The sequence below is a fragment of the Klebsiella sp. K-Nf6 genome, assembly GCF_002806655.1.
Lineage (GTDB): Bacteria > Pseudomonadota > Gammaproteobacteria > Enterobacterales > Enterobacteriaceae > Klebsiella > Klebsiella variicola.
Window position 1 is genome coordinate 665,781 of record NZ_PIBN01000001.1, and the last position, 23,835, is coordinate 689,615.

The 23,835-nt window shown below is 54.1% G+C and carries 20 protein-coding genes and 1 pseudogene; 6 read left to right on the forward strand and 15 right to left on the reverse strand.

Features of this window, described 5'->3' with window-relative positions:
- Nucleotides 1-52: 52 nt before the first annotated feature.
- The 4 genes from lolB to dauA all read left to right on the forward strand — a co-directional run bounded on the left by lolB (nt 53) and on the right by dauA (nt 4,573).
- Complete coding sequence (gene lolB / locus CWM61_RS03290; RefSeq protein WP_008804385.1) at nt 53-664, forward strand: lipoprotein insertase outer membrane protein LolB; 612 nt, start codon at nt 53-55, stop codon at nt 662-664.
- Nucleotides 664-1,512 carry a 4-(cytidine 5'-diphospho)-2-C-methyl-D-erythritol kinase gene (gene ispE, locus CWM61_RS03295; protein WP_162678277.1) on the forward strand — a complete coding sequence of 283 codons (849 nt, stop codon included), beginning with the start codon at nt 664-666 and terminating at the stop codon, nt 1,510-1,512. The genes lolB and ispE overlap by 1 nt, the downstream gene beginning before the upstream one ends.
- A 183-nt stretch (nt 1,513-1,695) precedes the next feature.
- On the forward strand, nt 1,696-2,643 hold the full coding sequence (prs, locus tag CWM61_RS03305) for a ribose-phosphate diphosphokinase (RefSeq protein ID WP_002910407.1): 948 nt from the start codon (nt 1,696-1,698) through the stop codon (nt 2,641-2,643).
- Nucleotides 2,644-2,893: 250 nt separating this feature from the next.
- Nucleotides 2,894-4,573, forward strand: a complete 1,680-nt coding sequence (dauA, locus tag CWM61_RS03310; protein ID WP_071787626.1) for a C4-dicarboxylic acid transporter DauA — start codon at nt 2,894-2,896, stop codon at nt 4,571-4,573.
- A 3-nt stretch (nt 4,574-4,576) separates the two neighbouring features.
- Here dauA and CWM61_RS03315 read toward each other — a convergent pair.
- Together CWM61_RS03315 and ychH are read right to left on the reverse strand one after the other, a co-directional pair.
- Nucleotides 4,577-5,620 (reverse strand): annotated as a pseudogene (locus CWM61_RS03315) (MerR family transcriptional regulator); the annotation flags it as partial.
- A 220-nt stretch (nt 5,621-5,840) separates the two neighbouring features.
- The gene (gene ychH, locus CWM61_RS03320) at nt 5,841-6,116 is read right to left on the reverse strand and encodes a stress-induced protein YchH (protein WP_002910437.1); all 276 of its coding nucleotides are present in this window, start codon (nt 6,114-6,116) and stop codon (nt 5,841-5,843) included.
- A 272-nt stretch (nt 6,117-6,388) separates the two neighbouring features.
- On the opposite strand from ychH, the gene pth reads away from it, so the two are divergent.
- Both pth and ychF read left to right on the forward strand, forming a co-directional pair.
- Entirely contained in the window at nt 6,389-6,973 is a 585-nt protein-coding gene (gene pth / locus CWM61_RS03325; protein WP_004180389.1) for an aminoacyl-tRNA hydrolase, read from the forward strand.
- A gap of 117 nt (nt 6,974-7,090) precedes the next feature.
- Nucleotides 7,091-8,185 carry a redox-regulated ATPase YchF gene (gene ychF / locus CWM61_RS03330; RefSeq protein WP_008804380.1) on the forward strand — a complete coding sequence of 365 codons (1,095 nt, stop codon included), beginning with the start codon at nt 7,091-7,093 and terminating at the stop codon, nt 8,183-8,185.
- 82 nt (nt 8,186-8,267) lie between these two features.
- On the opposite strand, the gene CWM61_RS03335 is transcribed toward ychF, so the two are convergent.
- From CWM61_RS03335 to CWM61_RS03390, 13 genes are all read right to left on the reverse strand, one after another.
- The gene (locus CWM61_RS03335; protein ID WP_074385512.1) at nt 8,268-8,597 is read right to left on the reverse strand and encodes a DUF1869 domain-containing protein; all 330 of its coding nucleotides are present in this window, start codon (nt 8,595-8,597) and stop codon (nt 8,268-8,270) included.
- A gap of 83 nt (nt 8,598-8,680) precedes the next feature.
- On the reverse strand, nt 8,681-9,595 hold the full coding sequence (locus CWM61_RS03340) for a sugar ABC transporter substrate-binding protein (RefSeq protein ID WP_061154179.1): 915 nt from the start codon (nt 9,593-9,595) through the stop codon (nt 8,681-8,683).
- Between the two features lie 131 nt (nt 9,596-9,726).
- Complete coding sequence (locus tag CWM61_RS03345) at nt 9,727-11,130, reverse strand: VasL domain-containing protein (protein WP_077268377.1); 1,404 nt, start codon at nt 11,128-11,130, stop codon at nt 9,727-9,729.
- 19 nt (nt 11,131-11,149) lie between these two features.
- Nucleotides 11,150-11,593: a type VI secretion system baseplate subunit TssE gene (gene tssE / locus CWM61_RS03350; RefSeq protein ID WP_074385511.1), complete on the reverse strand. Its 444-nt coding sequence runs from the start codon at nt 11,591-11,593 to the stop codon at nt 11,150-11,152.
- A gap of 2 nt (nt 11,594-11,595) precedes the next feature.
- Complete coding sequence (tssJ, locus tag CWM61_RS03355) at nt 11,596-12,141, reverse strand: type VI secretion system lipoprotein TssJ (protein ID WP_100630750.1); 546 nt, start codon at nt 12,139-12,141, stop codon at nt 11,596-11,598.
- A complete protein-coding gene (gene tssG / locus CWM61_RS03360) occupies nt 12,122-13,138 on the reverse strand; it encodes a type VI secretion system baseplate subunit TssG (protein WP_165785236.1) in 1,017 nt (338 codons plus the stop codon). Before tssG ends, tssJ begins: the two co-directional genes overlap by 20 nt.
- 29 nt (nt 13,139-13,167) lie before the next feature.
- Complete coding sequence (gene tssF, locus CWM61_RS03365; protein WP_074385508.1) at nt 13,168-14,931, reverse strand: type VI secretion system baseplate subunit TssF; 1,764 nt, start codon at nt 14,929-14,931, stop codon at nt 13,168-13,170.
- Nucleotides 14,932-15,064: 133 nt separating this feature from the next.
- A complete protein-coding gene (locus CWM61_RS03370; protein WP_206054230.1) occupies nt 15,065-18,481 on the reverse strand; it encodes an ImcF-related family protein in 3,417 nt (1,138 codons plus the stop codon).
- A gap of 14 nt (nt 18,482-18,495) precedes the next feature.
- Nucleotides 18,496-19,707: a hypothetical protein gene (locus tag CWM61_RS03375; RefSeq protein WP_023340371.1), complete on the reverse strand. Its 1,212-nt coding sequence runs from the start codon at nt 19,705-19,707 to the stop codon at nt 18,496-18,498.
- 4 nt (nt 19,708-19,711) lie between these two features.
- Entirely contained in the window at nt 19,712-19,969 is a 258-nt protein-coding gene (locus CWM61_RS03380) for a PAAR domain-containing protein (protein ID WP_071787515.1), read from the reverse strand.
- A 25-nt stretch (nt 19,970-19,994) separates the two neighbouring features.
- Entirely contained in the window at nt 19,995-20,852 is an 858-nt protein-coding gene (locus tag CWM61_RS29775; RefSeq protein WP_023285292.1) for a hypothetical protein, read from the reverse strand.
- 42 nt (nt 20,853-20,894) lie between these two features.
- Nucleotides 20,895-21,791 carry a hypothetical protein gene (locus CWM61_RS28765; protein ID WP_165785237.1) on the reverse strand — a complete coding sequence of 299 codons (897 nt, stop codon included), beginning with the start codon at nt 21,789-21,791 and terminating at the stop codon, nt 20,895-20,897.
- A 14-nt stretch (nt 21,792-21,805) separates the two neighbouring features.
- Nucleotides 21,806-23,833, reverse strand: coding sequence for a peptidoglycan DD-metalloendopeptidase family protein (locus CWM61_RS03390; protein ID WP_072122331.1), 2,028 nt, complete (start codon nt 23,831-23,833; stop codon nt 21,806-21,808).
- Nucleotides 23,834-23,835 lie beyond the last annotated feature (2 nt).

The window sequence follows — 23,835 nt, forward strand, 5'->3', positions numbered from 1 at the left end:
CTGTTCCCCTGCCGCCGTTTTTCCCTGTAGACATCAAGGATTTGTCATCATTATGAATCGACTGTTCCGCTTGCTGCCGCTGGCCAGCCTCGTCCTCACCGCCTGTTCTCTTCATACGCCGCAAGGGCCTGGCAAAAGCCCGGATTCGCCGCAGTGGCGTCAGCACCAGCAGGCTGTTCGCAGCCTCAACCAGTTCCAGACTCGCGGGGCGTTTGCCTATCTTTCCGATGAGCAAAAAGTCTATGCTCGCTTCTTCTGGCAACAGACCGGCCAGGACCGCTATCGCCTGCTGCTGACCAACCCGCTGGGCAGCACCGAGCTGTCGCTGACCGCGCAGCCAGGCAGCGTGCAGCTGATCGATAACAAAGGCCAGACCTACACCGCCACCGATGCCGAAGAGATGATCGGCCGCCTGACCGGGATGCCGATCCCGCTGAACAGCCTGCGCCAGTGGATCATCGGCCTGCCGGGCGACGCCACCGACTATTCGCTGGACGATCAGTACCGTCTGCGTGAACTTAACTACACGCAAAATGGCAAAACCTGGCACGTCACCTACGGCGGCTACACCAGCGATACCCAGCCAGCCCTGCCGTCTAATGTCGAGCTGAACAATGGCGCTCAGCGCATCAAGCTGAAGATGGATAACTGGATCGTGAAATGATGAGCCGCTGGCCCTCTCCTGCAAAACTGAATCTGTTTTTATATATCACCGGCCAGCGAGCCGATGGTTACCATACCCTGCAGACGCTGTTTCAGTTTCTCGACTATGGCGACACCTTGACCATCGAACCGCGAACTGACGGTCAACTGCGCCTGCTGACGCCGGTGGCCGGCGTGCCGGACGAGGAGAACCTGATCGTTCGCGCCGCGCGTCTGCTGATGCGTGCCGCCAGCGAAAGCGACCGCCTGCCGGCGGGGAGCGGCGCCGATATCAGTGTCGACAAGCGCCTGCCGATGGGCGGCGGTCTGGGCGGCGGCTCATCCAATGCCGCCACCGTGCTGGTGGCGCTCAACCATCTGTGGGGCTGCGGTCTCTCGGAAGAGGAGCTGGCGACCCTGGGCCTTCAGCTGGGGGCCGATGTGCCGGTCTTCGTGCGCGGTCATGCCGCCTTTGCCGAGGGGGTCGGTGAAATTCTGACGCCGGTGGATCCCGAGGAAAAATGGTACCTGGTAGCCCACCCGGGGGTCAGTATTCCGACGCCCGTCATTTTTCGCGACCCGGAGCTACCACGAAATACCCCGCGCCGGTCAATTAATACGTTATTAAATTGTGAATTCAGCAACGATTGCGAGCTTATCGCAAGAAAACGTTTTCGCGAGGTTGATGCAGCGCTTTCCTGGCTGTTAGAATATGCGCCGTCACGCCTGACCGGCACAGGGGCCTGTGTGTTTGCTGAATTTAACACCGAATCCGCTGCCCGTCAGGTGCTGGACACTGCCCCGGCATGGCTAAATGGCTTTGTAGCGCGCGGAGTTAACCTCTCGCCGCTCAAGCAGGCCCTGCTCTGAATCCTGCGCCGTGATGGCGCAACGATAACGAGTCAACCGGGGAAATTGAGTTACGGTGACAACGTCACCCTGTTCCAGACGTTGCATCGTGCTCTTTAAATACACCGACTGGATCGAATGGCGCCAGCCCGCACATTATTGGCCCACTCATCCACCACTGGACGCATGCCTGAGGTTCTTCTCGTGCCTGATATGAAGCTTTTTGCTGGTAACGCCACCCCGGAACTAGCACAACGTATTGCCAACCGCCTGTACACTTCTCTTGGCGACGCCGCTGTAGGTCGTTTTAGCGACGGCGAAGTCAGCGTACAAATCAATGAAAACGTACGCGGTGGTGATATTTTCATCATCCAGTCCACTTGTGCTCCCACCAATGACAACCTGATGGAACTGGTTGTTATGGTTGATGCTCTGCGTCGTGCTTCGGCAGGTCGTATCACCGCCGTTATCCCTTACTTCGGTTATGCTCGCCAGGACCGTCGTGTTCGTTCTGCTCGTGTGCCAATCACCGCGAAAGTGGTGGCGGATTTCCTGTCCAGCGTCGGCGTTGACCGCGTGCTGACCGTTGACCTGCACGCAGAACAGATCCAGGGCTTCTTCGATGTGCCAGTTGATAACGTGTTCGGCAGCCCAATCCTGCTGGAAGATATGCTGCAGCTGAACCTGGACAACCCGATTGTGGTTTCTCCGGACATCGGCGGCGTCGTTCGTGCTCGCGCTATCGCTAAACTGCTGAATGATACCGATATGGCTATCATCGACAAGCGCCGTCCGCGCGCCAACGTCTCCCAGGTGATGCATATCATCGGTGACGTCGCGGGTCGTGACTGCGTGATGGTCGACGATATGATCGACACCGGCGGCACCCTGTGTAAAGCGGCAGAAGCGCTGAAAGAGCGTGGCGCGAAACGCGTATTCGCTTACGCCACGCACCCGATCTTCTCCGGCAACGCTATCCAGAACATCAAAAACTCTGTGATTGATGAATTTGTCGTCTGCGATACCATTCCGCTGGCACCAGAAATTAAAGCGCTGGATAAAGTGCGTACTCTGACGCTCTCCGGTATGCTGGCTGAAGCTATTCGCCGTATCAGCAATGAAGAATCTATCTCTGCTATGTTCGAACATTAATCGAGCCGAGCATAAAAACCCGCTGCGGCGGGTTTTTTTGTCTCTGAATTTTTAATTCTTCCACAAAATCATTCGGCATGCGTCAAGGCGGCAAGTGAATGAATCCCCGGGAGCGTACAGGCAGTACGTGACCGGGGTAAATGAACCCAGCCAACACAGAGGCATCCCGAAGGATGACGTGGAAATGACCAATGCCTCCTTCACCTGCCATTTAGTTGACAGATGATGCGCTCATGGATGAAACATTATTGTGAACAGATTATTTTCCTCACATGTGATGCCTTTCCGCGCCCTCATCGACGCTTGTTGGAAAGAAAAGTACACCACGGCCCGCTTCACGCGTGACCTGATCGCCGGGATCACCGTCGGGATCATTGCGATTCCGCTGGCGATGGCGCTGGCGATTGGCAGTGGTGTGCCGCCGCAGTACGGCCTCTATACCTCCGCGGTGGCAGGGATTGTGATCGCCTTAACCGGCGGGTCGCGCTTTAGCGTTTCCGGCCCAACCGCCGCCTTTGTGGTGATCCTCTATCCGGTCTCACAACAGTTTGGCCTGGCGGGGCTGCTGGTGGCGACGCTGATGTCGGGGATCTTTTTAATCCTCTTTGGCCTGGCGCGCTTTGGTCGTCTGATCGAATATATCCCGCTGTCGGTCACCCTCGGTTTCACCTCCGGGATCGGTATCACCATCGGTACCATGCAGATTAAAGATTTCCTCGGTCTGCAGATGCCCCATGTGCCGGAGCATTACCTGCAGAAAGTGGCAGCGCTGGCGATGGCCCTGCCAACGATTAATCCCGGCGATGCCGCCATCGGCGTCGTCACCCTTGGCACCTTGATCCTCTGGCCGCGGCTGGGTATTCGTCTGCCGGGCCACCTTCCGGCGCTGCTGGCCGGCTGCGCGGTGATGCTGGTGGTTAATTTGCTCGGCGGCGATGTCGCCACAATTGGCTCGCAGTTCCACTATCAGCTGGCGGACGGCACTCAGGGCAACGGCATTCCACAGCTGCTGCCGCAGCTGGTACTCCCCTGGGATATGCCGGGCTCAAACTTTACCCTGAGCTGGGCCTCGCTGCAGGCTCTTCTGCCTGCCGCCTTCTCCATGGCGATGCTCGGGGCTATTGAATCTCTGCTGTGCGCGGTGGTGCTTGATGGCATGACCGGGACCAAGCACAAAGCCAACAGCGAGCTGATTGGCCAAGGGCTGGGCAACATTGTCGCGCCGTTCTTCGGCGGGATCACTGCCACCGCGGCGATTGCCCGCTCGGCGGCGAACGTCCGCGCCGGCGCCACATCGCCGGTGGCCGCCGTGATCCACGCCCTGCTGGTGATCCTGGCGCTGCTGATCCTCGCCCCGCTGCTCTCCTGGCTGCCGCTGTCGGCGATGGCCGCCCTGCTGCTGATGGTGGCATGGAACATGAGCGAGGCGCATAAAGTCATCAATCTGCTGCGCCACGCGCCGAAAGACGACATCGTGGTGATGCTGATGTGCATGTCGCTGACGGTACTGTTTGATATGGTGATTGCTATCAGCGTCGGGATCGTACTGGCCTCGCTGTTGTTTATGCGTCGTATCGCACGCATGACCCATCTGGCGCCAGTCAACGTCGAGGTGCCAGACGATGTGCTGGTGCTGCGGGTGATTGGCCCACTGTTCTTTGCCGCCGCCGAGGGCTTGTTCAACGACCTGGAGACCCGGATCGCCGGCAAGCGCATCGTGGTGCTGAAGTGGGACGCGGTACCGGTTCTCGACGCCGGCGGCCTGGATGCCTTCCAGCGCTTTGTGAACAAACTGCCGGAAGGCTGTGAGCTGCGCGTATCTAACCTCGAGTTTCAGCCGCTGCGCACCTTAGCGCGCGCCGGCGTCAAGCCGCTGCCCGGACGTCTGAGCTTCTACCCCGATCGTCAGGCCGCGCTGGCTGACCTGTGATCCCCCGACGGCAGGCCTCTGCGCCTGCCGCATCAAGGCTCCGGTCGCCTGTTGCAGCCAGCTCAGCACCGCCGGCGTCATCCAGGTACCCTTCATCAAATGCGGCTCCTGCTCCATTGCCCGACGAAACTTCTGCAACGTCTGCGGCCGGGTACCGGCGTAGGACTGAAACAGTTCAAGCCACGCCCGGGCCAGCGCCTGACCCGACGCCGAGTCCGGCGCTACGCCCTCCCGGCACGCCTGATGCAGCTTCGCCACCAGCGCAGGCCACTCCTGTAGCCGGTCGAAATAGTGCCGGCGGGTGAACGCCATCTCCTCGTCGTCGAGGTAACGCGCCCAGATGGCCAGTTTGCTTTCGGCAAAGGCCTCGGTGATAAAGGCGATGATGGCCGGGGTGACGCCGGTCTGTTCAACCATTTGCGGCTCGGCGGCATGCATCTCGTTCAGGCGGGTCAGAAACTCCGGGCGCCCTGCCGTATCCTGCTCCAGGCGCTCCATCCAGCGCGTCGCCAGACTCATCGCCTGCGGACTGTCCGTCGGGCAGCCGCTCGCCATCAGCGTCTGCACCTCCTCTGTTAGCTCGCGCCACGCCTGCGCGCGCTGTTCATCCTGTGCCGCAAACGGCAGCGCGGCTAACTCCTGTTGACTAAACCAACGATCGTACATTTTCATTAACTCCAGCGTCTGTAGCCAGGACTCCAGATCGAGTTCATTGCCGCCCGCCAGCGCCTCGCGCAGCACCAACAGCCGGTCGCGCAGCCTGCCGACATCGCGCAATTGGGCGTTGAGCGTCTCTATCTGCTGCGTCAGCAGCTCGGGTAGCGACAGCGTTTGCCGATCGAGATAGTCCTTGATGGTGGCGAGCGTCAGCCCGGCCTGCGCCAGCGCCTTTATCATATGCAGGCGCTGAACCGCGGACAGGTTATAGAGCCGATAGCCCGCCTCGCTTCTGGCCGAAGGCGTTAACAGCCCCGTCTGTTCATAATGATGCAGCGTACGCACCGTCATTCCGGCGCGCTTCGCCAGCTCTCCCACCTGAATTAACATGACTGCTCCTCTCTGTGGCCAGGTCCGCTACTCTGCTGCCTGACGTAACGTCAGGGTCAAGCGAAAACCTCATTTGCTATTCATTTTGGCGGCAACCTTAGCAGCACGGAGGTCAGGACGGAATGGGGTCGTATTGTGATGGGGAAAAGAGGAGGAAATAACGAGAGTCACAGGAAAACGCATCGGCCGTTACCGGCCGATGCGGAAAATCATTTTGCGGTTAGCTGTGGCGATGCTGATTACGACGGCAGCGTTTATCATAGTGGCGCACCCACCAGTAGCGGTCGCTGACCTGCTCGTGGCCGCCAATACGGGCACCGGCTAGCCAGAGCACGGCACCAACGAAGATGCTTAAGATTGCGCCATGCGCAAAGAATTGCGGCAGGTTAAGCTGCGGAAGCTGGTTCAGAATGGAGTAACCTACCCCCACAACCATCACCACCAACCCTAACCCCATGAGTACGTTACCGAGTAACGAAGCGTTTTTGCGTTTCATGTGTCACCTCCGGACTTTGGGTTGCCAGGGAATATCCCCAAATCTTATAGGTGTAGTATAGACAGGGTCCCTGCCCTGGAGTGCGCCCACGATCACATTAGTGAACACCGATTAGACAAATATTTACAAATAAGCCTCTGAACAATATCAAATTCTAATGATTCAGGTGGGTAATCATCAATGCTGGTATTGTCTCGTGGGCAGAACTTTGTCAAGCGCGCCCGCAGACAGTACACTATGCGGCAGAGAATGCCCCATGCAGGAAAGAAAACGTGACCATTAAACTGATTGTCGGCCTGGCCAACCCCGGTGCGGAATATGCCGCCACCCGGCACAACGCTGGCGCCTGGTATGTAGATTTACTGGCGGATCGCCATCGTGCGCCGCTGCGCGAAGAGAGCAAGTTCTTCGGCTACACCTCGCGCATCAATCTGGCGGGCGAAGACGTTCGCCTGCTGGTTCCTACGACGTTTATGAACCTCAGCGGTAAAGCGGTGGCTGCAATGGCGACCTTTTATCGCATTAACCCGGATGAAATTCTGGTCGCCCATGATGAGCTGGATTTGCCGCCCGGAGTGGCGAAATTCAAGCTTGGCGGTGGCCATGGCGGCCACAACGGCCTGAAGGACATCATCAGTAAGCTCGGCAATAACCCGAACTTTCACCGCTTACGCGTCGGGATCGGCCATCCGGGTGACAAAAACAAGGTTGTCGGCTTTGTACTCGGCAAACCGCCGGCCAGCGAGCAGAAACTGATTGATGATGCCGTAGACGAAGCGGCGCGCTGCACCGAAATCTGGTTAAAGGACGGGCTGACCAAAGCCACCAACCGCTTACATGCCTTTAAGGCGCAATAAGCCGTTGTCGTGCGGCATTTTTGCCGCGCACCGTGTATAATAGGCAAAGCTATTCAATTTTCTGCAATCTGTTGCTTATAACAGATTGATTATCCAAAGATTAAGGTGATTTAAATCATGGGATTCAAATGCGGTATCGTCGGTTTGCCCAACGTCGGCAAATCCACCCTGTTCAATGCGCTCACCAAAGCGGGTATTGAAGCGGCCAACTTCCCCTTCTGTACCATTGAGCCGAACACCGGTGTCGTACCGATGCCCGATCCGCGTCTGGACAAGCTGGCTGAAATCGTCAAACCGCAGCGCATCCTGCCGACTACGATGGAATTCGTTGATATCGCGGGCCTGGTGAAAGGCGCGTCCAAAGGCGAAGGTCTTGGCAACCAGTTCCTGACCAACATCCGTGAAACCGAAGCCATCGGCCACGTGGTTCGCTGCTTTGAAAACGACAACATTATCCACGTTAACAACAAAGTGGATCCGGCTGACGACATCGACGTTATCAACACCGAGCTGGCACTCTCCGATCTGGACACCTGCGAGCGCGCTATCCACCGTGTGCAGAAGAAAGCTAAAGGCGGCGATAAAGACGCTAAAGCTGAGCTGGCGGCGCTGGAAAAATGCCTGCCGCAGCTGGAAAATGCCGGCATGCTGCGTTCACTGAAAAACCTGACCGACGAAGACAAAGCGGCAATTAAATACCTCAGTTTCCTGACGCTGAAGCCGACCATGTATATCGCCAACGTCAATGAAGACGGCTTTGAGAATAACCCTTATCTCGATAAAGTCCGTGAAATTGCCGCCGCCGAAGGTTCTGTGGTCGTCGCCGTTTGCGCCGCCGTTGAGTCCGATATTGCCGAGCTGGACGACGCTGACCGCGACGAGTTTATGGCCGAGCTGGGTCTCGAAGAGCCAGGCCTCAACCGCGTGATCCGCGCCGGTTACGAGCTGCTGAATCTGCAGACCTACTTCACCGCAGGCGTGAAGGAAGTTCGCGCATGGACCATCCCGGTCGGGGCAACTGCGCCGCAGGCGGCCGGTAAGATCCACACTGACTTCGAAAAAGGTTTTATCCGCGCGCAGACCATCGCCTATGAAGACTTTATTACCTACAAGGGCGAACAGGGTGCAAAAGAAGCCGGTAAAATGCGTGCAGAAGGCAAAGACTACATCGTGAAAGATGGCGATGTGATGAACTTCCTGTTCAACGTCTGATCCCGCTGGCTGGCGTTTTCGCCACCACCGCGCCATAAAAAATCCACGCTCCGGCGTGGATTTTTTTTACCCGGACGGCAGGCTACTCCACAATATGGGTCTCTTCAGCCGACTCATAGCCATCAACGATCTGCACAATTTTCTTTAACTCGCCCTCGATGAAAGCCGGGGTGGCGCTTTCCCCTGAGGCCGGGTGATGAAGCTCGACCGAGATGCCGCTGGCGGCATTGGTCAGTGACAAGCTGATCTCCTGCTGGCCCGCCGCTGACGATGGCCGCCCGATTTGCTGTACGATGGTCGCCGCCGCCGCGCGCGTATCAACTTCCGCGAGATGCCCCCACCTCATTTCAACATGTCCCTGCTGCCCTGCCTTTATCACCTGCAGCGTATAGCCGCTTCTTGCCGTTGCCATGTCTTTTCCTCCGGTTTCGTTGCCCGGGCGTCACATTATCAGCCCGGTTTTATCAGCAAAGTTCGTTCACGTGCGCCTTGCCGTTAATGACTCTTTTCCACATAGGTCTGCATGTTTTCTTTGGTCACTAACTCAAACGGGATCCAGACATGAGACTCGACTTTTTCTCCTTTAATCAGCTTCAGCGCTACCGCTAAGGCCGTTTTGCCCTGACCGACGGCGTCCTGGAAGACCGTCACCTGGATCTTATCGCTGGCCAGGGCTTTCAGCCCGTCCGGCGTGGCGTCGATCCCACCGATCAACAGCTTCTTCTGGCTCTTCTCCAGCGCCATCGCCGCGCCAATCGCCATCTCGTCGTTGTTCGCCGCCACAATATCAATCGCTTCCCCGTTGCCTGTCCAGTTCTGCATCAGATCCATTCCCTCGCTGCGGGAATAGTTGGCCGGCTGTTTCTGCACCACTTTCATTGCCGGATACTTGGCAACCACCTGCTCCACGTCTTTGGTTCGCTGCAGCGCGCCGGCGTCAGTGAGATTGCCGATCATGATGGCGACATTGCCTTTGTAGTTCGCCAGCTTCGCCAGCGCCTCCATCTGCAATGTACCGGACTCCCGCTCGTCCGAACCGACAAACACCACGCCAGGCGGTAACGATTTATCACCCGGCGTCCGGTTCACATACACCAGCGGCATTTTGGCCTGCTGCGCCATCTTCGTCAGCTGCGGGGTGCTGGCGGAGTCCACCGGGTCGACGATAATCGCGTCCACGCCGGAGGCAATGAAGCTTTGCACCTGGTCGGCCTGGCGTCCGGTGTCGCCGCGGGCGTCTTCAAACTGCACGTCGACATGACGGGCGCGGGCCTCTTTCTCAATGGACTGGCGGATAATGGTGAGAAAGTTTTGATCGAAGTAAGCCATTGAGACGCCGATCTTCTCCGCCAAAGCCGAGGCGGAACTGGCCAGTAACCCCACTAACAGGATGATTTTACAGTGCTTCATAGCATACCCTCAGAGGCCGAAATGAAATTTTCAATATAAACACAAATGGTATATTTAAATCATTTTCAGACTACGAAGGGCGTTCTGTTCTTGCAATAAGGATGTAAAGAAAATGTTGCCATGCGCACACTTTATTTCACCGCCTCACTCACCGGGGGCCCATCGGTAGGGGGGATCGCCGCGGGCGGCGACTGCTTTCGCTTCAGCAGGGCATACTCCACTATCAACTGTTGCAGATGCAGCTTCGCGAGGCTTTCCCGGGCGGCAGGCCAGGGTTGATCAACGGGAACCGCGGCCAGCTGGCGCAGCTGCTCCTCCAGCGGAACGGCGCGGTTAAACGACTGCATGATGGCAAACACTGCGGTTTTCAGTTCGCTCACCGTGAGGTATCTCCCCTTCTGTTCGTCGAGGGCATTGAGCTGGCCGGCGAGCCGCTGCAGCTGCTGCATTCCCTCGGACCAGCCGGTGAGGTTTTCCGCGGGCAATGCGGCAGCGCTCAACTGCTGCCGCCACTGCTGCGCCAGCGGTTGTGCTTGATCCGGCCAGCGGCTCAGAGCCTGGCGGACCAGCTGGTCGCCGTAGCTTATCGCCCAGTCTGGCGCCAGACGGGCAAGCTCGCCAAGCTGGCGCTGCGCCTGAGGCAGATCGACCAGCCCCTGGGGCATCGTCTCCGGCAGGCCCGGTATCACATTTTGGGTCACCGAAATGGGCGGTAAATCGGACTGACGCAGCGCCAGCCATCCGCCGACGGCGATGCCCGTCACCGCCAGCATGGTGACCATCCCGGCGATAAACGGCTTCCAGCGCGGCGCGGGTGCCGGAGTAGACGCCACCACCGGCGCGGGCCGCTTTGCAGGTAAAGGCGGCGCCAGCGGCTCAGCCTTTGGTCTACGTTTTAGTTCTGGCACGGGTTCAACCTTCGCCGCATCCTCTTCGCTGACCAGAGAGCCGGGAAGTTCCGCGTCAGACACCGCCACCGGCGGCGCGGTGGGAAGCGCTGGCGCAGGGTCGAGATTCTCGAAGCGGCTTACCGTGCTGTGCAGCAGCGCCCGCAGGTCGCTCAGCGGGTTTTCAGGCGCGATCTCAAGGTGCTGGAGCACTGCGTCGAAGCTTTGCAGCGAACGTTCAGCCTGACCAAGCGACTCGAGATCCGCCGGGGCGAGACTCAGCGTGCGGATCACCTGCCGCAGCCGCTTGCTCAGGGTGCGGAAGATCTCTGTCCGGGCCGGGAGCGCCTGCGGCCACAGGTTTTTACCCTGGTGGGCCAGCAGCGACTCCATCAGCGACAGCCCCTCGTGGATCCCTGCCAGCCCGCCCAGCCGGGCGCGGGCCAGCGTATACCAGGCGACAGTCTGCAGATCCGCGCCGTGATGCTCTAGCAGCGAGCGGGCAAGCTGCTCGGCATACGGCCAGTTAATATCCGGCCGCGCCGGGTGGCTGAGTTTGTTCATTTCCGCACGCAGGGCAATAAAATCAGCCAGCGTGCGCGGGTCGCCACCGGTTTTATAGTGGCGTTCGTCGTGTGTTGTCATCATGATGTCTTTCAGCGAGAGATTAGAGGGCGGAGCGGGCGTCAAGGTACTGCTGGCGTTTGAGGTGGCGGATCAACACCCTGCCCTCGGGCATAAACTCCGTGCCGTAACGCACCAGGCCAATATCCTTCAGCTCCGCATCAATGGCATAGCGCAGTTCGCCGGGCGCATGCTGATCGAGCATCACCACCGCGATCCGCTGCAGGCGCGGTTCGTATTTCAGCAATACCGCCGACAACGTGCTCATCAGCTGGTGCGCCGACGCCGGCATGCCCTGGAGGATAGCGGTCATATCCGGCAGGCCGTAGTCCGGCAGATGCGCCAGCGTTCCAGCCCGACAGTTGAGGATGCGCTGCATGTTATCGAGCACCGACAGGATGACCTGATCCGTTTCGCTGACAGTATTCAGGTCAATCCCGCCGGCGAAATTGCCGTACAGGATGTCATACAGGGAGGGACGAGGCATTTTCACTTCTCCTTAAGCGGTTGCAGCGTCAGTTGATTTTGACTGGCTTCGATAATGCGCGGCCTCGCCGGGTCAAGATCGTCCCGGGTGAGTACCAGCCGCCAGCTATTTTGCGTCAGGTCTGGATCGATAAACATGGCCGCTACCGCCACAAACTGCGCGCGGGTTTCCATGGGCATATCGACGGTCACCGATTCGCCCGGACGCAGGCGAACATCCTTTTCCGCCACCCGGTCCGCCTGTAGCGCCTGTAGCGCCTGGCCATCGCCGGCAAACAGCGACGGGTAGTCAGTATTGTCAAACGCCTGCCGGTCCTTAAGCTGGTAAATACGCACCACCGTCGCCAGGGAGGCGCCTTTGGCGTTGTTATTCACGCCTTCCCGGGCGCGAAGATCCAGATGCAGGGTTTTCACCTGGGGGTAAAAAATGGACTGGGTCACGGAAACGGCGCCGTCTTTTACGGTCTGCGTCAGGCCGCAGCCGGTTAAGACGGTAACCATGAGGAATGCCAGCAACCTGGCGGAGGGTTTAACTGCGGTAATCACCATCTTCATCGCTCTCCCTGCGGTGGATATTTTCCCGGACGCGCTGATAGCGCCCCAGATAAATCGTGATCCTGTCGTCAGCCTGTTTCTGCGCATCCAGCGGACGTAACACAGCGGTACGGCCAAGCTGGACGGCATGCGCCTGCTGGCAGCAAAGTTGCGCATCCGGCAGTAAATGGCGGGCGACGCAAAGCTGTAGCCGCACGTCGAGATGAGATCCGAGCCAGACGTGCAGGAGCGCCATCAGGTCGCTGAACAGTTCGCCGCCGGGCAGCCAGCCGCGGACCTCATCAGGCTTTTCCGTCGCCAGCTGCAGCAACACCTGACTGTTCACATCCGTGGCGTGGGTTCCCATCACTGGCCTATGTTGCAGGCTAACCGGCTGGCGGACGCTCATCGTTAATGGCTGCGACAAGGGGATACGGCACGGATCGTGGTGGTACACCGTCGCCCGGGTCCCCGGGGCCAGGAGCGCCACCAGCGCCTCCATACCTTCCCCGGATCTCCCCGGCAGTATCATCACCGGCAGCAGCGCCAGAAATCGCGACAGCGGCGCTGCGGCAACGGCGGCACATCCCGGTATGCCCAGCCCCGCCAGGCCCAGCAGATACTGCGAGGTGTTGTCCGTGCCCCCCGCCCGAAAGGTTGCCGGGTAGGAATATTTGCGCCAGATACGGTAATACTGGGCGATCAGACGATGGTTAAAGATATCGAGGAAATCCTCGGTCGCCTCGACGCCTTCCCGCCGTTGCGCAATGTCATCGCTATAGTGGGTCGGCAGCGGGGATTCCACGCCGTAGAGCCCCATAAAAGCAACGCGCACCGCCGGCGGTCGGGGCGGTTCAGGATCGTCCATTCCACGGATTTCGCCGGCCGGGAAACCCATCCCCGGATGCGGGCGAAAGCGTATGGGCTCATCACCCAACTGCCAGTCGCTGCCGATGACCGGCGCCTTCGGCTGGATCTTCTCCAGCAACTGGCAGAAGCGGTAAAAATTCATGTATGGCAACTGAGGCCGGAGCTGCGCCATCAGCCGGGCAGCCGCAGACTGTGATTCTCTTTCCACCGGATACATTTCCCTTCAGGTTGAACGATGAGCGTCAGCTGGTTGAACTGATTCATATCGGCATACAGTGCGAAAAAGCGGTTGAGCATGTCGCCAAACAGGTGGACATCGCCCGCGCCGGTAAATCCGCTACCGTCGAGCGTCACTTCGATATCCAGCCCGCGCAGCAGGAATCCCTGTTCGAAACGCTGAATTCGGTGATGGCTGACCGCCAGAATAGCGTCCAGACGACGGTTATTGAGCTCATCCTCCCGCCAGTTGTAGAGCGACAGCGTACCGCGCAGTACCTCGGCGCTGCTCATCATGTTGAGAAAACGGGTGCCCAGATGGCTCATGACCCGCCAGTGGTAGCGGTCTTCCGCCGGGGGATATACCGGCAATGTGGGCTTACAGAGATTGCGGACGGTAAGCGGCGTGGCTGATATCGACTCACAGCGATCCAGCAGCGTGCTCTGTAGCGCCCGGCGCGGCAGCTGGCCGTTAGTGCCGGTGATGCGCAAGGAGACCGTTTCCCGCGCCAGCGCCCGGTCGGCCTCCCATTGCTGTCCGCCGAGGATAAGCCAGGTGTCGTGCATACCGGTAACGCCCCGCTTGACGCGGGTGTGGTAGTAGCGCTCCGGCGCATGGCGACGCATCATTCCCCCCTGGTGACGAAAGCGGGTGAAAGGCACATAGCGCGCCTCCCCGGTGCGCCCGGAGCCGGTCACGCTGTCGACAGAATAGATTTCGGTATGCCCGTCCTGCAGGCGCTTCGGACGCAGGAGGTATTCGCTCTCCAGCCCGCTGATGGTCAACGGATCGGCCTCAAGGGTAAACAGGTTAATCACTGGCACACAGTGCAGGCGCAGGCTGCTTGCGCTGACGGGTAAATCGCTTTGCCAGACCTCGCTGAACACCACCTCAAGCGTGAAATGCGATATCCCCGCCGGCAGGGTGATGTTTTCCAGGCCATTTAGCTGCACGAACATAAATTTTTCGCGAAAGGTGAAATACTCGAGCAGCAACTGATAGCCGCTGAAAGCGCTCTCCCCCTTCGGCCATAAACGATCCTCCTCGCTGAATCCCCCTGGGGAAAAATAGCCGTCGAGGCTTATCCGCTCTGTCTGACCCGGCAGGCGCAGGAACAGCGCGGCCTGGCGTCGGGTCAGCCACTGATGGAGGGCGCTGCCGGTAACGGCGTCTTCCCCCAGGTACAGCGGCAGGCGGCGGAGATCGGTCTGCGACCAGTCCGCCAGCTCGCTACAGGTGAAGCGTAGCCGCAGGACCGAACGTCCGTCCGGCTCCGCCGTCATCACCGCCTCCTCTATCGCCAGCGGATTAAGCGTCAGATCGCGGGTGGTTCGGTACCGGCACACGGTATTTTTCGGCCCCAGTGGGCGGGAGCTTATCTCAAACCCGGCGGGCACCGTTTCCGCCATCTTCATCGCCGGCAGCGTTGGGGTCAGCGCCACGATCGATAACGACGGAATGGTGCGCAAATAGTGCGGCCACAGCATGCTGACCAGCCCCTCGGTCAGCTCCGGCAGATCATCATCAATTTTTTCGCGCAAGCGACCTACGGAAAAGGCAAAGCCTTCAAACAGGCGCTCAACGTAAGGGTCCGGCGTACCGGCTTTATCGAGATCCAGCATCGCCGCCCGATCGGGGTGAGCCTGCGCGAACGCTTTTGCCGCCTCGCGCAGGTAGCGCATTTCAGCGTCAAAATATCGCAGGGTTAAATCGTCCATTATGAATATTCCATTATTCGTCTACAGGGAGACACGCAGCATGGCTGCGCGGTCAGATTAGTTGGCCGCCGGGCGGCCATGAGCAGAGGAGGCCTGGCGTTGCAGGTCAACGCCAATCAGTGAGGGAGAAGGTTCAGTATCCCTCTTCGCCGGGTATATCGTCGGTCAGCGGAACACGCTCAGCAGGCGCGCGCGCGCTGAATATCGTCTCCGGTAGCGTAAAGTTTCGCAGGGCCAACAGCGCCAGCGGTCCTTCCCCCGCCTCGGTACGCAGGGTGTAGTTCAGCAACAAACCATCCGGCGCTTTCCAGCTCAGGCTCCAGCTGCTGCTCGTTCCGGGATAAGCGCTGACCACCGCCTTATCCAGCAGTCGGATCCACCCCCAGGCGCCCGGGAAATCGCCATACTGGCGGGTGCCCGCCCGGGTACTGATCCAGCTCAGACTAGCGCCAGGCGCTTCGGTGTCGGCGGGCCAGCTGAACCGCCGCCAGGCCGGCATCTGGTTCATATAGACAAGTTTCTGACTGTCGATGACCAGCTCCGTCTGCATCACGCCGTCCGCCGTGCCGGGGCGTAGCGCAAAATGCAATCCCGCTTCGCCGTTAGCGAACGCGACGTCGGAGAGATGGCTCAGGGTATTCATCGCCTGCAGAAAGGCCGGGTTAAATGTCAGTCCCTGAGCATTGATACTGTCCGCCATCCAGCGGCTCCCCTCTTTATGCAGCACACCGTTCAGCCGGGTCTGCAGAAAGCGGGCGATGCGCCCGGTCTCGCTATTGAGATATTTTGCCAGCAGCGGCAGAGAGACTTCACTGCTGGTATTTTTAAAGGGGTAGCGACCGCCAAAAGCGCTATTCCAGTCCTCCACCACCGCACTGCGCCACTGGGCGTTGAGACTTTCCGCCGCCGGGGTCAATACCTGCTGCCAGGCCTGCTCCATCGGGTGAACAAACAGCGTCTGCCCAAATCCACTCCACTCCTGGCCCAGTCCCGCCGCCACCAGGCTGCCGTAGTCGCGCGTTTCGGTTAGATCCACAGCCTTGCCCTGGAACACCGTCTGCGCAAGCAGGCGGGTCATCGCCTGCGGGTCGGTGGCGTTGGTGACCTGCTGCAGGCGCAGACGCACCTGAGTGACGCGGGTCAGGAAGGTCTGCAGGCTAAGGCGGCTGGTGGGCGTCCCGCCGTCGCGATTGTCCAGCAGCGCCAGCACGGGCCCGAAGGTGGCATCCAAAGGACCGCGCGCGCCGGACCGTTGATCGATGACGGGCGAGTTATCACGGTTAAACAGCTGCCTGGCCGATTTGACCAGCGAATCGGCGATGGCTTCCCCGGTCTGGCCGGTTCGCCCCTGCACGCTCAGGGTGTTCATCAGCGCCACCAGCGGCGACTGGCGCACATCGGCCATCAGGGTCAGCTGGTCAATGGCATCGGAGAGGGTCGCCGCGCGCTGCCAGCGCAAGCTGTTGAGAAAATCCAGCCAGGCGCCGCTAAAATCAGCGAAATAACGCTCCGCCAGCCGGGCTCGCAAGGCTTCCGGCGACGTCGACTGTGCGGCAGGTTGCTTCGTGTCGCTCAGCACCCAGTCCATTTCATCGCGGCGCTCCGCGACCACTTTCTCAATGGCCGGCTGCACGGCCTGCTCCCAGGCCTGACGGGTAAACATTCCCGGCACCACCTCATCAGTGCTGAACAGACGCGAAGCATCGGTGTCCGCAGTCATATCCGCCAGGCGCATATCGGCATACTGATTCGCCACCTGCGCGAGCATCTTCTGGTAAAGCGTGGACTCACTGTTGCGCTGGCCCATCTGTCGAATTAACCGTGTGCGCACCTGGCTGACCAGACCGTCATCGACAGGCAGACGCCACTGCGGATGCGACACCAGACTGGCGGCATAAAATGCCAGCAGCGAAGGGCCGCTACCCTGCCAGACGCCGTCCGCCACGCCGGAACGCTGCGGCCACTCGCGCATCAACGCTCCCGCAAACCACGCAGCATCCATTCTCTCCGGGCGGGCCAGCATCAGGTACAGTTTCAACTGGTCGTAAGCGGTCTTCGTCATCTTCTCACGCAGCGGGCTGTCCGGCGGCAGCTGTGCGAAGGCGTTCAGCTGCCGCTGAAGGTGCGCTGCTGCCGCATCGCGCAGCAGCGGCTGCGCCATCTCCCCGTAGCGCGGGAACAGCGCCGCCAGCAGGTCATCATTCTGGCTGAGACCACCGCGGGCATACCACGGCGCGCCGTGCTGTGAGCGGTATTCCAGTTGAGAAAGCGTTTTCTGTAACGCGGAGAGCGCATGCAGGCGTACGGCCAGCGGCTGTTTCCCCGCCGATACCTGCTGCACCTGCTGCTGTGCGGTCGCCACCAGCTCGCGGTTGGCGATAAAAGAGACCAGCAGAGTGGCGGCCCAAAGTAACATCAGGGCGGCGGCGGCCACGCTCATCCCACGCATCCAGTTGACTCCCTGTTTGCGCGGACGTAGACCTGCGGGTAATTCCGTCATCCTGTCCGGCAGAATATCCCAGCGGTTATCCCGGCCCCAGTGATGGCTGATGCTGCGGCCGGCCTCCGCCGACGGCGCGCTGAACACCACTCCGGCCAGCGGCTGCGGGCGGTAAGGATTAAGCAATACCGATAACGGCTCCGTCACCGTTTCCGGTTTACGGGTCAACTGATCGGCCAGCGCGAGTAAAAAATTGTGCTGTGGCTGACCGCAGACCTGCTGTATGCCTTGCGCGGTCAGCTGCGGTATCAGCCCGGTAAGCTGTCCGGCGAGCGTCTGCGGTGAACAATTCGCAGGCAACAGGCACCCCACTGGCTGGGTGACGCGCCCGGCCTGTTCTCCGGCGCGCGGATGCAGCGACCAGACGTACAGTGGCAGCTTCCAGCCCAAAGCCTCATAGCGAAGCTTTAAAGCATGAGACACGCTATCCATTGCATCTGGCGTGAGACCTGAGGTTGCGCTGTTTTCCGTTGCCGGCATACCGTCCAGCGCTGAGGTCACCCAGACCATTCCGTCCACCGCACGGCGGCGCAGTTTACGCAACGCAGCCAGCCAGTCTGCATCGGCCGGAGTCGCAGGATCGCCACCCCACAGCAGCACAGTCCCCCGGTCTTCCTGCCAGAGTTCCCTGGTGAGTTTTGGGGCCAGTTGTTCCACATCACTGACTGAGCCGGTCATCAGCAGGATGCGGACTTTGCTATGCCAGAAATGACCGTAAGTATGTCGCAGAACTTGTTGTACTTCGTTTATTATCTTTTTACTTATGTCTACCTGTTTCAAATGAGCACTATTGTTTGACCAAGTATTCTGTTTATCATTTAACTTACGGAAAAAACGCAATCTTGATGCAAACGCAACAAGTGAGTACCGACTGACTAGCAACAAAGAGAGGAAAACAGGAACTGCGAAAATAGTACAGAGCACCCGAAATTTTTCTGCTGGTTCCATCCATCCCAGGGATGGTCCCCACAGGTAATATAGTAGAAACAAAATAACAGTAATAATAATGACAAAAAAAACGCCAGAAAATTTAATAAGGATTTTCTTCATGTTATAATAAACCTCTAAACACTGGCAACCGAGTTAAACAAATGAGAGTTCAAAACATCATTATTTTTATTTACCAATAAATACTGTCCTGGGGGAAGATGCTCATTTACATAACTCAATTGCAAAAACTCGGTAAGAGGCGGGCATTTACATAAATAGTTGTCTGAATCAACGTATATATACGACGAAAGTGCACTTTCCGACATTACATCTGTTGTTTTTAACACCACTTTTTTAAGCTCTTCTTCATTCAACCCAGAATATATAACACCAGATAGCCGCCTCCCTTCATTAACCCTTCCCCAAAGGAGCGATTTATCTATTCCTACCCAATCACATTCTGGTCGAAAAAAAGCCCCTAAAGATGAGTGACCAACAGTCTCACCATCATTTCTCAGTCTTCCCAACAAAAACATCACAGATTCAGATTTATCGTCGATTTCATCGTCAAGTAATTCTGCGCCATAAAAACTGGCGGCAATAAGAACTATATATTCATCAGAAGAGCTATCCAGCAAGTTATCGATGGATTCAGATAAGTTTCTACTAAACTCAATATCCCCCCCCGGATATATATTATCAAGTCGTTCTTGCCAAATCTTTTCCATCAGAGGTTTTAAATTATCATTAAGAGCGCATATCACTTTTACCCTAACATATTTAGGCAAAAGGGTTATATGCATATGGATATCATTAATTAGAAATCCCATTATTTTATTAAATAAAATAGCATTTCTATCCTGTATTTGATGAATGCTATTTAATTCATTTATTGGGGAATTAAAACTAAGATATCTGGACATATGCGTTAACTTTGGTGCATAGCGAACAGGCAATAAATCCCCCTCTATGATATTAGTCACACCACCATTTAAATCAGGCAATCTGACCTGTAACTCAATGACCTCAAGATAGGCCCTTCCTTTTTGAAGCAACTCCTGATAATAATCCAGGCGAGTTTTATTCCAGTAAACTGTTTCGATATTCTCATTATTCCATATTATAACTCTGAAGAAAAATACAGCCCCGCTTAAGAGTAGCGGCACCAGCAATAACTCAGACCAGAAAGCATAATTATTTTTTGATAAATACTCAGGAAAATAAACCAAAAAAACACATACATATACAGCAAGAATACAAACACAAATTCCGAATTCAACCCATAATGATAATGTTTTTTGGGATGTTTTCTCTTCCGAAGGAATATCAAAAATATTTACTGGCATAAATTCATTCCTTTAAAACACGCGAACCGGTGGAAATAAGAATAGCGCCACATGAACAGCGATGCCCTTCTAACGCAACAGCTAACCCGTTATCGCAATGTTTTTCATCTCCCTCACTTATACTATTTACACCGTGTGTTGGACATGAGACCAGATCAGACTTACGTGCCACAGATTTACCATCAATGATTATCTGAGATGAGCCCGTTAAGACAGATCCACCATGAGATGTTTTATCACCTACACAAATAGTTTTTTTCATATTCTAATCTATTCAGTCTGATATATTAATTGGCAATAGTAACTTCAGGAAGTCTTTTTAAAATGACAGGTTGGAATCCATCGGGATCATCAATCATAACCGGTTCACCATTTTTCATGACAGGATTTCCATTATCATCTGTTTCCTGAACCTTCTCCTGAGGTTTTCCAGTTTTTTCATCAACAACGATAACCTGATCTGGACCTGTAAACTTAAATGCCGACTCGATACTATAATCGATATAGTAATCTTTAACTTTTTCAATAGATGTTTTGAAAACATTGATACTTTCGCCCTGCAATGCAGAATCAGGGAATTCATCAAGCCGCAATATTGTATCAAATGTCTTACTGTAAAATAGTATATTATAAAAAACGCTTAATTTTTTAGAGGCTAATCTATCATCACGGGCACATCCAGTATAAAAAACCATATAATCATGAGCATCAAATAATATCCCATCTCTTCGATTGACACAAACGGATGGATATGTACAATTACTATTTAGTAATAAAAATTGAGATATTTTACCTCCTCTTTTTATTCGAATTATGCTTTCAGGAAATAACGTTTCACCAGGAATATTAACATAAGTACCTGCGGGTATTTTTACATATTTCCCATCAAACACCCCAATCCATAAGTCCTGTTTTTTATTTACCAACCAATACTGATTGGAAAATAAAGACTTATTTCTCTTTATATCTGGGAGATTGTTTTGAGTTGTTTTAAAATCAATAAATTGATCATGATATCTTTCGTTTGCATCTCGATCTAATAGATTTCCAGGGTCACTCTTGGAAAAGAGTATCTCATCATTTCTATCGCTAGCATGGATAAATTGTGTTGATATCAAAAAATAAAATAAAACAAAATATTTCATGATTTACCATCCTATGGATAATCAAAATAATTGATAAAGATATTAATCAAAAATAGTAACTTCAGGAAGCCTTTTTAAAATGACAGGATTATAGCCATCAGGGTCATCAACCATTACTGGCTTTCCATTAATCAAGATGATTTTCCCTTTGTCATCAGTTTTTGGTACCTTAGGTAAAGCTTTTCCTGTGTCAGGGTCAACAATAACGATCTGATCTTTTGCGATTATTCTAAATGCAACGTCAAGCGCATCATACCGATAGTATCCATTTATTGACACCAAAGATTCTTTTATATATTTAAGATCTTCAGGATTTGAATAAGATATTGAATCAAGCACAATTATCGCATCATATATTTTATCATATAGTAAAATATCATATAATATGCTATGGCGGGTTGAGTTAGGTTCAAAACTAAAACTAGTACATCCAGAGTAAAAATATGTATATAATGAAGAGTCAAAAACTATATTATTTATTACACTGAGACATTTAGATGGGTAATTATTAGTTTCACGTTGCAATAAAAATTGTGAAATTTTACCCTTTCTTTTAACTCTTAATATTCGTTGTTGATGATACCCACCATTAGGAATGTCCTTGTAATAGTTTGCTGGCACTTTGATATTTTTTCCATCAAACAAGCCAAGCCATAGATCCTGTTCTTTATTTACCAACCAATATTCATTACTTGAAAAAACTTTGCTCCTCTGAGAATCAGGTAAATTATTTTGCTTATTTTTGTAATTACGATAATCACCGCGATATTCCTCATCAACACGTTGTTGTTCCTGTCTTGAAAAAATCTCCGAGAATGTCATGGAATTTGTATCCGAGTTGACGCTGGATACTGAGTTATCTGACGCATAACAGATTTGTAAGCTTGCCGCTTCTAAAAATAAAAGCGACATGAAAGAATATTTAATAAAAATTCTCATTTCTCATTTTCTTATTAAGGATAATTAAACCCATCGATGAAAGGAGCAGGATCAAGCCTGTTTGCTATACCAGGACCAGGTCTCTCTTTTACTCTAACTTCAAAATGGAGATGAGCACCTAAAGCTATACTGGTCATTCCATTGGCATTACCTGTGCAACCAGTTTCTCCCAATAATTCACCACAACGTACATGGTCTCCCCTTTCTAAACCAGAATGAATTGCAGACAGATGGGCGTAGAAAAAATAAACCTCACTAATTTCACTATCATTACATCTACAAAGCAACGCCTTCTCTAGTGGAAGATCGTCAATCTGAACAATAATACACAACTGTCTGCCATAATCACTACGAGGAGGATCAATTATAAAAGCGATGCGACCATCTGCTACTGAAAATATTGGTGTATTTGGCGCAGCTTCTATATCCAAGCCCTGGTGTTGATAACGACGTCCATTAGAGCGAGTTCTCCATCCCTTAAAAGTAGCACTACGGACTCGAGGAAGAGCATGAGTACGAATCCGGCAAACAGAAAGTGGATTACTCCATGTATTCCCCTCAACGTTTACAGAAGGAGATGGGGTATTTCTTGGCTGCGAATTCGTAATAGTTACTGGAGGTAAATCCGTATTTAGAATGTACGTAGAATTAAGTTTCTGAATAATATCTTTGGTGGAGTAATTTTTCATCTTCGGTTCAATTCGGTAATGATCAGGTACGATAATTGAATCGAAATAATTGACCATCCATGCAACAAAAGCGGTCCTCCATGTACTATCAATAGAATAATACCTAATTATCATCTCATTATCTTTTAAATTACCAATTAGTCGGTTATAGAAAACAATATTAGTCGGGATTTTTTCGCCTTTTCCAGGAGTTTCTTTCCCATTCATAATAATGTCATATGCGCCAAATGCCCCATTCATATGAACAAGGTAAGCTATTTTAACTAATTCATCTGATTCAAGAGCACTAACTGCTGATAACTTTAAACTAAGTGAGTCAATCCCTTTTCGATCATACAATCCAATCATATCAATATTGTATTCTGCATTAACCCGTAAAGATAAAACAGTATCTGTATCGATTTCCGTTATAGTTCCGTCAACTGACTCGCCAAAAAGTTTATTATCTCTATATATTAATTTTTGGTATGAGTATTTTTCTGTTATAAACTGATAAACCTTGGATTCAGGTTTAGTGCAGTAAGATAACCATGTATCAGGTTTAAACTGTCCTAACCCTACCGCTCCAGAACCAGTAGGATTGGTCGCATTTGCTTTCCATCTTGACTCTGCATAAATTAATGCAGAAAGTCCCTCTGGCTGGAATTCATATTTTTTCGCTGTTTCAATGATATAATCTCGATATTGTTCTGCCTCTGGAGGAAGGCGTAACCCTTCACTGACATTACCGATATTACTCACACTGGTGGGTGCGCCGCCTTCAGTCCTGGTGGTCTGGTTTACAGAAGGAGTCTGTCTTTCTTTGGTTTTGTTTTCTGATGGACTGGAAGCAGATGAGCCACCTTTCTGTTTCGCTTTTTCTTTTTCCTGTTGCTTACTCGATTGTTGGGTGCCCTTTTTAACACTGGTACTCCCTTTGATTATCATTTCCCTGGACGAGATCCGCAGGCTTAACGTCCCCAAAGGCAATTTTTTATGGTCGGCAATCAGAATGTATTCTTTTTTATTTAAATGTTGCAGTTCAACCTTTATACCTTTGGTACTGTCTTCAATAAGCAGACCAGCGACAACACCAGTGCTGTCTGTTACGTAATCATACGTCTTACCATCAAAAGTGAGTCTGAGTTTTGCATCGCCAAGCGGGCGCCAGACGAGATCGCAAATCCTCAAAGTCAATTGAGTATCATAAACTTTGTCTTTTGATGGTAAACTCAATACCTGACCGGGCTGGATAATATGCTGCTCTGCTTTAGTGAGAAGACCGTTAATATTGGCCAGTTCATTAACATCAATTCCGAATTTACGACTGATTTTCCACAGGCTGTCACCCTTCTGAACTGTATACTGTTCCATGG